The 15624-nt window shown below is 58.6% G+C and carries 6 protein-coding genes, 1 pseudogene and 1 riboswitch; of the genes and pseudogenes, 6 read left to right on the forward strand and 1 reads right to left on the reverse strand.

Annotated elements, in window-relative coordinates; all coding sequences use genetic code 11:
* Positions 1 to 368: 368 nt before the first annotated feature.
* Positions 369 to 966, forward strand: a pseudogene (locus tag I6F33_RS31010) (response regulator).
* Positions 967 to 1974: 1008 nt separating this feature from the next.
* The gene (locus tag I6F33_RS31015; protein WP_225130916.1) at positions 1975 to 2574 is read left to right on the forward strand and encodes a hemerythrin domain-containing protein; all 600 of its coding nucleotides are present in this window, start codon (positions 1975 to 1977) and stop codon (positions 2572 to 2574) included.
* Positions 2575 to 3841: 1267 nt separating this feature from the next.
* Here I6F33_RS31015 and metE read toward each other — a convergent pair.
* A complete protein-coding gene (gene metE / locus I6F33_RS31020) occupies positions 3842 to 6187 on the reverse strand; it encodes a 5-methyltetrahydropteroyltriglutamate--homocysteine S-methyltransferase (protein ID WP_225145065.1) in 2346 nt (781 codons plus the stop codon).
* Positions 6188 to 6289: 102 nt separating this feature from the next.
* Positions 6290 to 6493: riboswitch (cobalamin riboswitch) on the reverse strand.
* A 1007-nt stretch (positions 6494 to 7500) separates the two neighbouring features.
* On the opposite strand from metE, the gene I6F33_RS31025 reads away from it, so the two are divergent.
* The 4 genes from I6F33_RS31025 (at position 7501) to I6F33_RS31040 (ending at position 14363) form a co-directional block, all read left to right on the forward strand.
* A complete protein-coding gene (locus I6F33_RS31025) occupies positions 7501 to 8283 on the forward strand; it encodes a nodulate formation efficiency C protein (RefSeq protein WP_225145066.1) in 783 nt (260 codons plus the stop codon).
* A 1739-nt stretch (positions 8284 to 10022) separates the two neighbouring features.
* Positions 10023 to 10775 (forward strand): thermonuclease family protein, encoded by a 753-nt coding sequence (locus tag I6F33_RS31030; RefSeq protein ID WP_225145108.1) that lies wholly within the window; start codon positions 10023 to 10025, stop codon positions 10773 to 10775.
* Between the two features lie 10 nt (positions 10776 to 10785).
* Positions 10786 to 11529 (forward strand): carbonic anhydrase, encoded by a 744-nt coding sequence (locus tag I6F33_RS31035; RefSeq protein ID WP_225145067.1) that lies wholly within the window; start codon positions 10786 to 10788, stop codon positions 11527 to 11529.
* A gap of 1667 nt (positions 11530 to 13196) precedes the next feature.
* The gene (locus I6F33_RS31040) at positions 13197 to 14363 is read left to right on the forward strand and encodes an acyl-CoA dehydrogenase family protein (RefSeq protein ID WP_225145068.1); all 1167 of its coding nucleotides are present in this window, start codon (positions 13197 to 13199) and stop codon (positions 14361 to 14363) included.
* Positions 14364 to 15624: the final 1261 nt, after the last annotated feature.

Here is a 15624-nt window from a genome sequence, read left to right on the forward strand (position 1 = left end):
AGTTGATCAATGAGAGGGCCTGCCAGAAACATGTCGGACCACATCAGGTACGGCTATTGGCCTGGCGCGGCAGACGCCGCGTTGGCTCTCGTGCTGCGACGGGCGTTAGTCCGCATCTTCAGGACCGCACGGGCACGATCATCTACCTTCCGGTCGTTTTTCCCGCTTTCGCCGCGGCCGCGGACTGGGGGAGCTTCGCTACCCTGCTCTGCATCAGCGACGGCCGGTTCCAGCCCATTGTCACGTCTAACACGCATGGCATGGGTGTGGGGCTATCGATCTGCTGGACGATCATCGAGCCACGAGGAATCCGGGCGGCGACAGGATCTTTCAGTTCACCGCGCGATTGCGGAGCTTAGTGAAGACACATGACTGGGCGGCGCATTCTCGTGATCGACGATGACGCCGCTATGCGGGACTCGCTCGCGTTTCTGCTTGATGTTAATGGTTTCTACGTAGCAACCTATGAGACGGCGACCGCGTTTCTCAATGACGTCGCAAGCGGTCCGGTTGACTGCATTGTGTCAGACATCTGTCTGCCGGCTATGAGCGGTCTCGAACTCGTCAGAAAAGTGAAAGCCGATCGCGCCGACTGCCCCGTCCTCTTAATAACTGGTCAAGGCGACGTATCGCTCGCAGTCGAAGCGATGAAAGCGGGTGCGGTCGACTTCATCGAGAAGCCGTTCGAGGAGGAGGTGCTATTGCGTGCGAAGTGCTTTGGAAGCGCGGCCAACAAAGCCAGCCGACGCAGCGAAACTGCAGGCGGAAGCCCGCCTCGCGGATCTCTCGTCGCGCGAACGCGACGTCCTGCAGGGACTATTAGCCGGCAAGATTAACAAAGTGATAGCCCATGATCTCGGCATCAGTCCGCGGACAGTCGAGCTTTACCGTGCGAACCTGATGGCCAAGACTAATGTCCGCAGCATGTCCGAGTTGATGCGGATCGCCATTACCGCGGGACTCTAGCAGCAGCGCAAAATAGCGTGAATGGCTTATTCATGCATCAAGCTGACGAACGGCGGGTTTCGCGCGCACCGAGCCGATCATGTTTTCGGTGACGCCTGCCGATGCAACACACCCAGGCCGGCCGTTGCGCCAGGTCAATATGTCACGCGAGCCGAGACCTATGATCCGGGCTAGACCCCAACTCGGTCCACATGCGTACTTATCGCATGATCATCAAGCACGTCACCACGCCAGCGTACATCGATCAGGATGCCGTCAACATCGGCCCCGTCACCTCCGCGGCCGACCGATGCTGACGAGGATCAAAGTCAAGGCGCCGAACAAGACTTCCTGCGGCGAGCCGAAAGTGGCGATGGACGATAACGTTTCGGCTGGCTGGAGCTCTTCAGGGGTACGGCAGTGCGCGGCCGACGAAGCCAGCATGCAGCTTCCTAATCCGATTTGAGCATGTTTGAGCAACCAAGTGACCGCGCCGCCCCATACAAGACGCCCCGCTCATGGACTTACGTGTAAATACTTAGGGGCTTCTACCTAGGGAAAACATCCAAATTTCCCAATTCGTCAGGAGCAGCCAATCTGCGTCGAATCGACGTTGGTAAGATAGGTCCGCCATGCACGCCCAGGCCGCCAGTTCTAGCGAGATGAGACGCCATCCGACCAGCGTCTTGCGTGGGCGACCTCATCGTCGTGGACCATTTGGCATAATTCCGAGACCGAAGCGTCTCACTCCCAATAGCGAGATCTACCGCGAGGACGAGGCAGCCCAATACCTCTATCAGGTGGTTTCGTGCGCTGTGCGGTCGTGCTGCGTAACGACGGACTGCCCAGGAGCTTTGTGCAACACTTCAGCTAAGTTGATTTACGCCAGCTCAAATTGAAGCGCGCTACTTTTTGCGTCGAATGGCGCGGACAAATCGCAGCCCCGCGAAGGACACCGAATTCGGCTTGGGCAGTCTTGCAAATGGCAGAATCGCTTCCAGCCTAGATTGTGCCTCCAGGAACACCGCAATGATAATCGATCTTCTGCTTCGAGAGCATCGCAACATTGATCTTCTTCTGGTCGCTCTTCAACGCGAATTGGAGATTTTTGAGAAGGGGATCCGCCCCGATTATGAGGTCATTCGCGCGATTATCAGCTATTTCGAGGTTTACCCCGAGGTGTACCATCATCCACAGGAAGACTTGATTTTTTTCAAGCTCAAGTCTCGCGATCCGGAGGCAGCTGCAATCGTGGGCGATCTCGCGCTTGAACACCAGGAAGTCGTCGACCGTTTGCACCACTTCGCGCGAGCTATTGACGCTATTCTCGCCGATCGTGACCTCTTTCGGCAAGACGTCGGCAATATCATACGCGACTTTATAGTACGCGAGCGGCACCACATGATGTGGGAAGAACGAGATTTCTTTCCCGCCGCTCTGAAGGCTCTCTCGGCTAAGGATTGGACCGAAATCGCTTCCGCCCTCACGAATGATGGAGATCCGCTGTTCAGCGAGACAGCAGCAGCGACTTCCGATGCGCTAAGAGCGCATATTCTGCAATTGGAGCAAGAAGCTGAGGCCGAACGGAGCTCGGTCGCGTTGTCGTCCGCCAAGGCCGGCAATCCGTGACACAGCGCCGAGACGGACGGGCCGTATTGATCGCGGCCGTTTGACAGCAGGAAGTGGACCTCATGCTCATTCTGTCGAAAGAAAATGGGGGTGCTCGCGGGCACGTAGGCTGCCGCACCCCCAAAATGGCTTCTGCGCAATGTGATCGCTTCCTCGACCACCGGCGCAAACAGCATGGCCGAGCCTAGCTGAGCTCTGGTTCCGGCACCACAATGTAAACCTCGCAGGTCTGTCAGTTGCGCAGTGATATCGCGCGAAACGGACGCCTCTCATGTCCGCCGACCGATGAGGACGGACGATTGCCGCCGCGCGGGTGCGGCGAAGCACTCCTTGAGCCCCGCCCCATACGCTCTGAGACATCCGGCCGCAGCCGGTCCTACTCACTGCACGCGAAATGCGAGGCACTGCCAGTCCCGGGTACGTTCAGCACCAACAGCAAGGCGCTGGACGTGGATCGCCACGACCAGTTCTGGCGCAATTGGATTTCAACAAGCTATGGGGATCCGCATCGTAAATAATGCTCGTTCCTGACGCGTGTCCGCTTCATCGCGATCCTACATACGTGTATGCGGCGTGCAGCATGCCCTCCCATTGGCCTTGGAGCGGCCATAGGCATCGGCGACGCTCCGGTAATTAGGTCCAGAAACCTCTGTTTGAGATCTATGAGCGGACCATGCGGAGGGTGTCACGAGCTTGATGATGCCGCGGTGCCGATAGGGTGCTCCTCAGCGCCCAAGCCGAAACCCGACTATCGGGTGGAACCGGTCGACCAAGGACTGCCTTAAGCAAGGTTCAAATTTAGCAACCGCTTATGCATTGGATAAGCTTGCGAGATCCATGGAGCCGGGCTTACGTCGCCCTAATCGAACATAAGGCTCCAGGCAGGAAAGCGCACCGAGTTTGCTGTTGGTGTCCTGCGGCGACCGCCCGGCATGCCCCCTCGCTGCTATCGTAATCGTGCCGACGTGCTCATGAGCGACAAACCTTGGTGTAGATTCTAACTCTCAGGCTATACGGTCGCATACCACGGCATAATTGAGCTACGCTGAGCTTGTGCTTCAACTCGGCTCAGATTTTCGGCGAATGTCCTCGCCGTGATCGAACTGGCGGCTTCGCCGATGGAAGTCCGCGCGAATGCGTCAGCGTCGCTCCTCCCAGACTTTCGCCCGGCCCGCTAAGCGGGGCGGGGCATTTTTTATGTTCCTAAGGCTCCCGCGCAAATGACCACAAGCGGATCAGCTTTGTCGAAAAGAGACCGAAGCCCGGATCAACGGCCTCGCGGATCGAATGCAGCGCGCAGTTCGCGGGCGGCAGCGACCATGTTCGCTAGTGCTGGCCGAACCTCCTCCCATTTGCGCGTCTTCAGGCCGCAGTCTGGATTGATCCAGAGCTGCGAATCCTGCAGCCGCGTCCGAGCCAACACCATCAGCTCCTTCATTTCGCCTGTCTCGGGAACGCGTGGAGAGTGGATGTCGTACACGCCCGGCCCGATCTGATTTGGATATTCGTAGTTCCTGAACGCGTCGAGTAGTTCCATTTTCGAGCGCGATGTCTCGATCGAGATGACATCCGCGTCCATTGCAGCGATCGCACCAATGATGTCGTTGAACTCCGAGTAGCACATATGCGTATGAATTTGCGTTTGATCGGCGACGCCCGATGAACAGATGCGGAAGCAATCGACGGCCCAGTCGAGATAAGCCGCCCACTCCGATCGACGCAACGGCAATCCTTCGCGGACTGCAGCTTCGTCGATCTGGATCATGGTCGCACCAGCATTCTCGAGATCGCGGACTTCGTCTCGGATCGCGAGCGCAATCTGGCGGCAGACCTCGCTTCTGGGAATATCATCACGAACAAAGGACCAGTTCAAGATCGTCACCGGTCCGGTCAACATCGCTTTCATCGGCTTCCTTGTTAGTGATTGCGCGTAGCGCCACCAGTCCACGGTGATAGGCTTCGGCCGTGCTACATCGCCAAACAGGATCGGTGGCCTGACGCAGCGCGAGCCGTAGGACTGCACCCATCCGCTCTTGGTAAATACGAAGCCGGCGAGTTGCTCGCCGAAGTACTGCACCATGTCATTGCGCTCAAACTCGCCGTGCACGAGGACGTCAAGACCGATGTCCTCCTGCCAACGTACGGCGCGCGCAGTCTCCTCCTTGAGGAACTTGTCGTATTGCTCGTCGCTTATCGCACCTCGCGCATGCGCCGCACGGGCATTCCGGATCTCTGTGGTCTGCGGAAATGATCCGATCGTCGTGGTAGGAAAAGCCGGTAGTCCGAATCGATTGCTTTGGATCTCGGCCCGACGGGCAAATGGGCTCGCGCGCCGACACATGGTCTGGTCGATCGCTCTCATCCGGACAGCGACATTGGCATCACGGATTTTCGGCGAAGTCCGGCGAACAGTCGCGGCACCTTCCGACTCGGCAAGAGCTAACGCAACATTCTGGTCGCCTGCGAGTGCACGCGCTAGGATCGCAAGCTCCCGCATCTTCTGGACCGAGAAAGCAAGCCAGCTCTTGACGTCGGAAGCGAGCCCGGTCTCGAGTTCAACATCGACCGGCACATGAAGCAGCGAGCAGGATGGGGCGATCTGTACACGATCCTTGCCGAGCTTCGCAATCGCGGGTTCGAGCCGCTGGCGCAGCGACGACAAATTCGACCGCCATACATTCCGACCGTCGACGACACCGAGCGACATGACGAGATCACTTCGGCCGCCAGCGATGATCTGGTGCAACAACTGTGGCGCTCGAACCAGATCGAGGTGCAGCCCGGCAACTGGCAGGCTCAAGGCGGTGTCCAGATTGTCGCCGAGGTCGCCGAAATAGCTGGCAACCATGATCTTGATCGCCGGCCCCTCCTTGGCGAGCCGGTCATAGGCATGTCGCAAAGATTTTCGCGTCCCCTCATCCAGATCAAGAACTAGGCTGGGCTCGTCGAACTGAACCCAATTTGCCCCACGTTTGGCCAATTCCTGCATAACCTCGATATAGGGCGGTATCAGTTCATCCAGTAGTGAGAGTGGCTGGAACGTGGGATCGGGACTCTTGCCGAGCTTTAGGAATGTGACCGGCCCGATCAGGACGGGGCGGGTCTGAAAGCCAAGGGCCTTGGCTTCCTCATACTCCTCGATCGGCTTGCGAGAGCATAGCCTGAAAGTCTGTCCCCTGTGAAACTCGGGGACCATATAGTGATAGTTGGTGTCGAACCACTTGGTCATCTCCTGCGCGGGTGCGCCAAATCCGCGCGGTCCGTGACCGCAACTCGCATCCTGGTCGTCGCATTGTGAACCGCGGGCCATGGCGAAGTACGTCTTGAGCGAAACGGATTCGGCTTTCGAGGCGTAGATCTCCGGGATGGCGCCAACCATGACACTTGTGTCGAGCACCTGGTCATACAGCGAGAAATCGTTCGATGGAATGACCGTGACGCCGATAGATTTCTGACGGGCCCAGTTCGCGGCACGCAGGCCAGCTGCGTCCTCGAGCAACTGCTGTTCGCTGCTTTTTCCGGCCCAGTAGCTTTCTAGAGCGAATTTGAGCTCGCGCCTTGGACCGATGCGTGGCGTTCCGAGCGTGGCAACAGGAAGGGAGAGAAGAGACATAGCGTTAACCCCATGTTGGGGGCAAAGGCCATGGCGGACGCAGGCAGCGGAAGTCGCGCGGTGCGACGGCTGCTTGGCGCACCACCGGGACACCCCGCCCGTGGACGAATATAGTGTCGGGGCAGGTCTCCTGGCTCGCAGGTCATCGCTGCTGTCCGGCCTTCCCGAAGCCGCGCAGGCTTCAGTGACATCGTTGGACAGCGGCTCGCCGCTCACAGTTGCGGGGGCAGCGCCGGCATATTCACCGGCTTCCCTCTTAGCTCCGGATCAAATGGAAACCGGAGAACCTCGACGACTTGGATTATCGGCAAGAGAAGTCTTCCGTCAACCTCTCAGATTATGTCTCAAGCTGATGCTGCGACATCTGCTACGCGAATGACCGTGCATCTCTACCATTGAGCTGATGTAGAAGTGCCCTCCAATCAGCGATATCGCAATGAGCATCGCAGGGCGCATGGCAGATCGGTGGAAGGGACAAATGCGGCTTGTGCGGTCGGGATTGCTGCCTCGAGCAGAACGCATTTGTCGCCAGTCCCGGCTTCCCAGCGGTTCGAGCACGTGCGCCATCCAGCCACCTTCTCGACCAACAGATCCGTGTTGAATAGGCCCAAGACACCTGGCTAAGCCAGCAACATACCCGGGCAGCACCTTTGATTTGCGGTGCCAGCCACACCCCAAATGCTCGGCGAAGATCGGCTTGGCGCCGTTCGCCATCGAGTACAAAGCGCGCTGCCTGAGGCTGTTCTCGACCTCCGGAGCGCCGCACGTCTCGAAAGGAGCGCCAAACGCGCCATGGCCCCTTGGCCGAAAGTGCCCGAAGGCATGGCAGAGATCGAAAGCCCACATTCCGGCAACGATAACCGAACCACACGGTTCAATGACGGCAAACGTGCTGCCACTTCTCATCAGGAACTTGGCACCGAGGCGTTCCGCTGTGTCGTCGAACATCCGGTGCGTGACGGGATGCATAAGCCGCGCTGGAGAGGTTGAACGGAAACATCGAGACATGCGCCAGTCGGAAAGTCGACAAAGAGGACGCAAAACCGGTGCGAATTGCCGTCTATTATCTGGCACGAAGAATGCACGTCCTCTGCATGCCCAGTCCTCCTGCTGGGCATGTCCAGCACAGCAAATTGAGGCTGTCGGTGGCAGTGAAGTTAGCGGCGCGTGACATAGAGGGGAGCGCCTGCTCGCACGGGAAAACCAGTGGTCGCCCCGTCGCGTCGCCGCTAACTTCTTGCGCTCGCGCATAACAGGTTGAAGGTTGCCCGCTCTAGAATTGCGTGTGGATGAGACCGGATAGGCCGACGGTTATGAAGAAAACGTCAGGAAGACGCGCGCTATGGCTTTGGCTCAGTCGATCCCTGATCTGCCTGGCCGGGCTGGCTGCGACGAGCAACACTGTTCGCGCTAACGACAGCCCCCTTGTCGAAAGAGTCAAGTCAACGTGGCGAGCGCAAGACGGTGAGACAATAGAACAAGTTATCTCCAACGTCTCGAAGGTGGCACAGTTCGTCCCTCGGATGTGGGGCGTCGCTGAACTTGACCAAAATGAATATGTTTTTGTTTCTTGGACCAGGCACCGGGATGATAAATCAGACGAAGAGTACGTTATCACCTGGAAGGCCGCGCTCGACGGGACGATTGAACTTGCGTCGTCCTATGCGAAGCCAATGGAATTGGGCTGGCGCGCCTTCGCGCTCTCGTTGATCGCCAGTGAAGTCAAGGATGGCGAAAGGGACGCAAATGTTGGCTTTCTGCATGACCCGGCCAACTTCAACTTTGTGACGACCATGCAAGGTCGGCTCGGTGATCTTCTGCGGCAGGGCAGCTGCACTATCGTAGATCCTGTTGGAGTGGACTACTTGCCGAAGCAGAATGACAAGCCGACCGAGAAAGGTGATCTGTGGCGCGTTTTGCTTGTGGTGAACTGTAATATCCCAGGGCCCCGCTATTTTACATACAACGGGGTCATCACTTTCGAGAAGAGTGAAGGACAAGATTGGGAGCCGCAATCCTCCTTTGCCAAGCGTATCGCGGCTTTTCCTCCTGGCTCCTGGTTCGCTCGCATGGAGCCAAAGGAACGGGAGGATTAGAAGGGAGCGAAAGGCCTCGGTAAATGATCGCGCAGAGCAAGATCGCGCCGTAGCTCCTGCAGGGCCGAACGCCTCAGAGCAACGGCAAGACTATCAGCTCTAAACTTACCGGTGTTTACACCTTGAACAGTCGCGAGCTTTCCCGCGGCCTTCAGCCGGCCATCGAGAAAATGGGGCAGCACGATTACCTCCGACTCTTTCTGCGAGGAGTCGAGCTCAGCGGCGCGTGCGCCTTGCGAGAAGCGGCTTGACCTCGGCGCACCCCACGCAGTGGAAGGACACCATTTGCGAGAGAACCAGCTCTCTACGCCATTCTTCACGGGACTGGGCCATCCGGCGTGCGAACCGCGCATCACGCGACTGACTGGCACCCGCAAGAGCGTGACCATTCCGAGGCCGAGGTGGCACGCGGGATCGACTGCTGCGACGAAACCGGTTAATAGGGTAATGGGGCAGTGTTAGCGGCCCCGGCTTGACCACCGGTCCTTCGAGTGCCCTCAACGAGGAGCCGGAGCCGTGCGCGAGGCATCGAAGACCGGACTGAGTCGCCCGCTAGATTTCCTCGCACGCATTCGTCTGCGCATCGTAGATCCGGATTTGAAGCATGGGAAAACGCTTCTTTAGTTCTGCTCCACCTGCCCTGGCGCCGTCTTTGGTTGCGAATTCAGCTCTGAGTCGGCCATCCACTTCAAGCGCGTAAGAAGAGACGGGCAATTCCCGGGGGGCTGAAACCATTTCATTTCCATTGGGTAGTGAGGTGGCTCAGAATGATGTGTAGCTTGAGTCGGCCATACCACACCAGAGCTACCTGCTCGGATGCCGCGATGGGCCTACCCATTTGTGGATTGACGCCTCGCACCGAATGGCATCAGGACGGCACTCGCGATCGTCCGAACACGCGGGCGGCTTACCCCTCGCCGGTGCGTATACGAAGAAGCCACGGCTCCACATGGTTGTCCTTAAATTTCCCTGGCGCAAACGCATGCCCTCATGCCGGGCTTGCTGGGTAACTCTCCACACGAGAGTACGGGGAAGCGTACAACGAAAGAGCCGGCCGCCAGTCGCGCCGACCGGGTCATGAAAAACCCGGGCCTTCTCCGAACGGGGCCGCGGCACTACCCGACCATCCCGGCTGGCTCTCAAGAGAGCTCCTGGTTTTCTGCGGTTTGCGCAAACGATACCGATTCAGTTGCGCTGCGAGCGTTGAGCTGGACTCCGTGGCGCCTTTCGTCCAAATCTCAGATAGGACGCGAGACCAGATTTCTTTCGAACGTCGGTCTTTCGGTGGCAAGAACTTAAAATGTCATCGCTCTCGCCGAAACCGTTGGCAGCGCCTTCTGTCTGCCGATGGGGGTTGGCACAAAGCATAGCCAGGTTGCTCCTCCACGCCTGACTCCCACTCGACTGTCACAATTCACAGGCGCTTTTCTTCTTCAATCGCGTGAGAAACAGCGTTCCGAGGCTCGGCTTTCTCCCGCATGCCGAGTTGGCGGCTGAGCGATGGGGATCTCCTCCTTAGGCCGAGAGAGGGTGCAGTGCGCGCCCACTGAGTGAGACCGGCGAGGCTCGAAGGATACCGCGATACGCACACCGGAAGAAATCGCTTGAACCTCACGCAGCGTCAGGTCGTAGCTTGGAAATGAGGGCCAAGCTTTCATAAAGCAAACGTCGAAAGATGCGGCCCGATAACGGACATAGTGCGTTTAAGCGTCGAACGCGGCGCCGGATCGCACGTGAACATGAATCAAGAGCGAAAGGCTATTGTCGGAATGAAACACCGCATAATGATGGTCGCATTGTTCGCTGTCATCACATCTCCGGTCTGCGCGGCGAAGCTCAGCGGCCCTCCGCGCATCCTCGACGGCAATACGATCGAGCTCGAGAAAACCACGCTTCGGCTCTCAGACATCGACGCTCCTGAGACTGACCAGATTTGCCTCGACGCCCACGGCCGGAAATGGGCTTGCGGCGTGGCTGCTCGCGACGAGCTTATCAAGCATTCGAACGGACGAACGTGGGATTGTCATACCACAGGAGTTGATGAATACGGCAGGTCGCGTGGCCGTTGCTTCATCGAAGGCGAGGACGTGAACGCCTGGATGGTACGCTCCGGCTGGGCACTATCGTCCCCTTCTGCCAATACGTACGTTATCTATGAGGTTGTGGCGAGCAACGCCTATGCGGGGCTGTGGTCGGGGGCGTTCATCGCGCCCTGGGACTGGCGTCGCCGCAACAAGGGGACGATCATCATCGGCGCGAGCTCGGTTCCGATCGACGCTCAGGAGCTCCTGCTCGGATCCGCTTTGCTATCGGACCCGCCCTCGTCAGAGTGTATGATAAAAGGCACCGTGGGCCACAACGGCGAGCGACTTTATCACTTGCCCGGGCAATTCGGTTACGAACAAATCGACATGACGAAGAAGTCCGGTGAACGCTGGCTCTGCAGCGAATCGGAAGCCGAAGCGACCGGGTGGCGCAAAGCCGCGCGATGAGGTGAGATGCATGCATGCAGGCCATTATCCGAATATGTCCTATCTGACCAAGATCGCGCCTTCACGCCGCTCGCTGTTGCTGTTCGCTGTTTCGGCGGCTTGCCTGCGGCTTGACAACAACATTGTCGATGCGAAGGAAGCAAAAACGCCGCCCAAGCCGGATAACCTGCTCTCGCCGGATGCTGCCCTGAAGCGGCTGATGGAAGGTAACGATCGTTATGTCCATGGCGTATCACGAGGCGACGATTTCAAGCGCGAGCGCTCTGTTTTGGTGGATGGGCAAAATCCATATGCCGCAGTTCTGAGCTGCGCCGATTCTCGCGTGGCGCCTGAACTTGTCTTCGGCAGCGGACTCGGTGATCTGTTTGTCTGCCGCCTCGCCGGCAACTTCGCCAACGATGACACGCTTGCCAGTATGGAATATGCGGTCGCCGTGCTGAATACGCCGCTGATCCTGGTACTTGGCCACGATCATTGCGGTGCGATAGACGCCACGATCAAGTCGCTCCACGACGATAAGCCGCCGCCGGGGCACATTTCATCCCTCATCGCTGCGCTTGCGCCTGCAGTAACAGCATCTCGCCAGCAAACAGGTGACACGTTCGCAGAAGCAACCCGACAAAATGTAGTCGATAATGTCAACAAACTCAGATCGACGGGGCCGATTCTCAACGCGGCAGTTGAGCAGAACAGACTGAAGGTCGTCGGGGGGCTATATCGGCTCGACACCGGCAGGGTCGAATTGCTGAGCTGACGCTGGCACCTTCGCGCGGCCAGCTGGTCGTTTGCCGCCTGATACAGGGCTTCGTCGAGTCCCGCGCAATTCGCTCGTGCATCGGCTGCATCAACTGCACCGAGTACAATCAGCTCCACAATTGTTATAGCTTCGGGAAGCTTTATGGTATGCGCGGCCTCTTAATCCTCCTTGTGTTCTACGCGCTCATGTTGGCAACGCGAGGCCAGCACCAAGAAACACTCATATCGCGGCCAACAGTATTCAAGCCTGCACCTTAATGCGCGAGGCGGGCCGAGGGGGGTCAAGCGGCAGATCGCGGTGCGAGGCATGCAGGGTCTGAGCTCTCGGCCCCCGGAACAAGCGACAATTCCGGCAGACTCTCACTCCCGATCCGGCAAGGCATCTATGGTCCTGCTTATGATCACCAGGCTCAGGCAGGGCCGGAAGATCAAATAGAGCAGGATTACGACCGCCATGACTAACCAGCCGACTGACGTAAAGAAAATAGCTACTCGCGTAGGCATCGGACGTCTCTCTGCATCAGCCATTTGGGAGACCACAAGTGTCGGAAAGCAGCCTTGTCGCATCTGTCTTGGGCCTAGCTTGGATCAGCATAAACAGAAACTTGCCGCGCGCACGACGATGGCGACCATCGGCTCGAGCGGAGAACAATCTTTTATGCCCGCGCCGGAGTTCGTGAAGCCTGACGGTCAACTATCGACAGACGCGTTGACGTGCCATCTAAAAGGCACTCGTGGCTCTGCGCAGGCGGGTCTTGTCATTGGAAGTTCCGAAGTGGCGCATCGGAAAGGAGCATCTTCGCGGCCGGCGTGCACCTTTGAAGTGCGTTTTTCCAATGCGGACATCAGCTTGATGATCGCGACTCGCGCGGTCATCGCACGTCGTCCATAGTCTCTTCAACCAACGCATCGTCGACCGGATTGATCAGGCGTTGCCGCCGCTCAGGCTCCGCGACCACGGTAAATTGCGCTGTTGGTAGTCTCAGGAGATCGCAGCGGGCCTGAAACTCCAGCAGGCAAGCCGAGCCCGACTGGTCCGCGGCCGAGGTCCACTTCAGTCGTTCTCCTCCCGCCTTGTTCGGTTGATGACTTCTTGTGCCTGGTATCAGACACGGGAGGCGCGAGCATCCTCCTGGCGCGGCACGGGTCACGTGATCTCGCTCGATTCAGACACGACCGGCAGACATGATTGATGGCACGTCGATTGCTGGGGATATGGAAACGAGCCGCAGGCTTGGGGTACCGGTCGCCAAGTCAGGTATTCACAACGTGGTTCGCGCCGGCCGAGCCCCAATTGTGACAACCTGTCCGTTGGATAAGACATGACAAAACGAGCGCTGCCGTCAGCCGTCCGAAACATAGTGCAGCAGAGGCGGATCGATCTCGCCGCCTCATATCGGTTGCCTTGCCAGTTCAGCCTCAATGGCAACATCGAGGCCACATCTCGATCAGCCTTCCTGGCCCTCAACACCTTTTCTTTGAGCCAATCCGCTCGGGGTGCGGTTTGGACTGGCAACCGCCTGCAATCGCATCACAGCCGATTATCAACTGCGACAGTTTCGACGATCCCTCCGGCTGGGTATCAATCCGGCCAGCTTCGCCATGCGCGCGCAATCCATATCAATGACACGCGCCGTCGATCGGCTCAACACCCGAGGAAAGTTTATGAACGCTCCACCAGAGAAGATCACTGCAGAAGCCGACGCTACGGCTGCGACCTGGGATAATCTGTCGCCGCTACTGGTCGATATCCGCGCGCGTCGAGACGAGTTCGCCCGAGCGCAGAAGATTCCCGACGAGATCATCGAGGGCTTCAAGCGCGTTGGCGTCTATCGGGCTATGGCGGCCAGGCGATTCGGCGGTGAGGAGCGAACGCCGGCCGATTTTTGTCGCCTGATCGAGCGCATTTCTGAAGCCGACGGCTCCGCCGGTTGGGTCGCCAGCTTCGGCGATGGGGCTCGCTACCTCGCTGCTCTTCCGGACGACACGCTTCGCAAGGTATACGCGAATGGACCTGATGTGGTGTTGGCAGGTGCGGTTTTCCCACTCCAGCCCGCCAGGCGAAGCACCGACGGATTTGTCGTGAACGGCGTGTGGCCATTCGCCAGCGGCTCACCGGGCGCGGACCTGATAGGCGTTGGCATCACTGTGGAAGACGATTCGACCGGTGACCTTGTGCGTGTAGCCGTAATGCCGGCCGAGAAGGTGACAATCCGCCCCAATTGGGACGTCATCGGCCTGCAAGGCACCGGCAGCCACGACGTCGTTGTCAACGATGTCATTGTGCCGGAGGAATGGACCTTGATCCGCGGCGGTCCGCCGACACTCGACGGGCCGGTCTATCGTTATCCGTCCGTGGCTTTCGCTGCGCAGGTGCATGCAATTGTCGGCATCGGTATTGCGCGCTCGGCGCTAGACGAGGTGGTCGCCATGGCCGGAAGCCGCGCCTCGATCACTGGAGCGCCCGTGATGGCGGAGCGCGGCTATGTCCAACTGGAGATGGCCAGAGCCGAAGCCATGCTGCGTTCCGCCCGTTCCTTCTTCTATGAGGCCACCGAGGAGCTGTGGAAGGAAGCGCTCAAGGGTGCGGTAAACCGGAGCACGGCGACGCTGGTGCGACTCGCCGCAACGAACGCCGCGCGGCAGAGCGCTGAGGTCTGTAGGATTGCGAGCGGTCTCGCTGGAAGTACCTCGCTCTATACCACCAGCAATCTGGCGCGCGCCATGTGCGACAGCTTCGTGGTTGCCCAACACGCAGCTCTAAACGAGGGAACGCTCCAGAGCGCCGGCCGACTCCTGCTCGGAAGTGCAGCACAGCCGGGCTTTCCATGAAGTGGTTCACCCACGTCCCCCCACGCTCTGCAGCTACGAATTGCAGAGCCTGCGATATGATGCGGCCTGCGGTTGCAAGGACTTGGCGGCCTGCCGGCCTTGTTTAAAGGACAAGAAAGAGAGAGAGAGAGAGAGAGAGAGAGAGAGAGAGACCCTTGCGGTCAGGCGCTTCTCAAAAACACCACCGCATCTCCATAGAGCATCCCCTCCCCGCCGCACTTGCCCCATTTCCTCATACGACCGCTCGGCGGCTATCGGCCCGGAGATCAACCGGCCCGCACATTCCGGATACGCGCCAGCACGCTCCAGAACATCTGCATCGTCAGGCTAAAAGGCCTTGAATCGCACGCGACGTCACGGTGTACCATGAGAAATAGATGACGAGGATGCCCGGAAAATCGGAGCGGCCTGCGGCTTCCTGCCATCGGTGAGACGATGATGCCAATGCGGTCGTTGTGTGTGCAGCAGAGGGCCCTCGCGTGCGGGATCGCGCGAACGGGCAACGAGTGCTCGCATGCGAAAAATAACGTACTTCGTCCCAGCCCAGGGGAAGCTGGGTTGCTGCGCTCTGCGGCCGACACATTGACGCCATTCAGCTGCGGATCGTCTCTGTTCGGCAACGCTCACTTTATCACCATGGCTCGACGATCCTCAGGATAACGGACAATACACCCTTCAAGGTTTGTGCGAGCCAGCGTTGAGCCGCATTCGGTCAATATCGTCTGATAGAAAGGAAAAGGCGCGAGATTTCTCCGGTCATTAATCCTTTCGTAATTAGAATTTGCGGTGAACGTTTTGCCGCAAATAACCGTCGACAGTTCTCCCTCTGTCGACGACTGACTTCGGCCCGGCTATCGAAATGAGGCCGGGCTTTTTTTTGCCACCGATCGACGACAGTTTGGACTGTTCTGGCCCGTGGTATCTGATGATTGCGAAGCTTGGGAAGACAGAGACAAACGTCAGAATGATCGAGGGGATAGTTCATCACATCCTGAAGCCGGTTGATCCGATCCTAGTGCCCGAGCTGCTCTGGCTGCTCGCCTCCATGGGCCATGGCGACCACCCTCGCGGCCCGGCCACCCACGACTCTGCTCGGAGCGCCTGATCCAGCTCCCGGGCATGAGTATGGAGAAGACTGCCATCCTAACCCTTCTACCCGCTTGAGATTTCGTCGATCCGCGCTCGTGATGATGCCGGTCGACGATCTCGACCGTGTACCCGGACGTACGCACGGTGCAGACCGAGATCGAGCGCTCGGTCG

It is taken from the genome of Bradyrhizobium sp. BRP20, assembly GCF_020194215.1.
Classification (GTDB): domain Bacteria; phylum Pseudomonadota; class Alphaproteobacteria; order Rhizobiales; family Xanthobacteraceae; genus Bradyrhizobium; species Bradyrhizobium yuanmingense.

Bases quoted from the DNA above. Each gene is read 5' to 3' on its own strand.
- I6F33_RS31015 (WP_225130916.1), top strand. From the start codon at position 1,975: ATGATAATCGATCTTCTGCTTCGAGAGCATCGCAACATTGATCTTCTT.
- metE (WP_225145065.1), bottom strand. From the start codon at position 6,187: ATGTCTCTTCTCTCCCTTCCTGTTGCCACGCTCGGAACGCCACGCATC.
- I6F33_RS31025 (WP_225145066.1), top strand. From the start codon at position 7,501: ATGAAGAAAACGTCAGGAAGACGCGCGCTATGGCTTTGGCTCAGTCGA.
- I6F33_RS31030 (WP_225145108.1), top strand. From the start codon at position 10,023: ATGAATCAAGAGCGAAAGGCTATTGTCGGAATGAAACACCGCATAATG.
- I6F33_RS31035 (WP_225145067.1), top strand. From the start codon at position 10,786: ATGCATGCAGGCCATTATCCGAATATGTCCTATCTGACCAAGATCGCG.
- I6F33_RS31040 (WP_225145068.1), top strand. From the start codon at position 13,197: ATGAACGCTCCACCAGAGAAGATCACTGCAGAAGCCGACGCTACGGCT.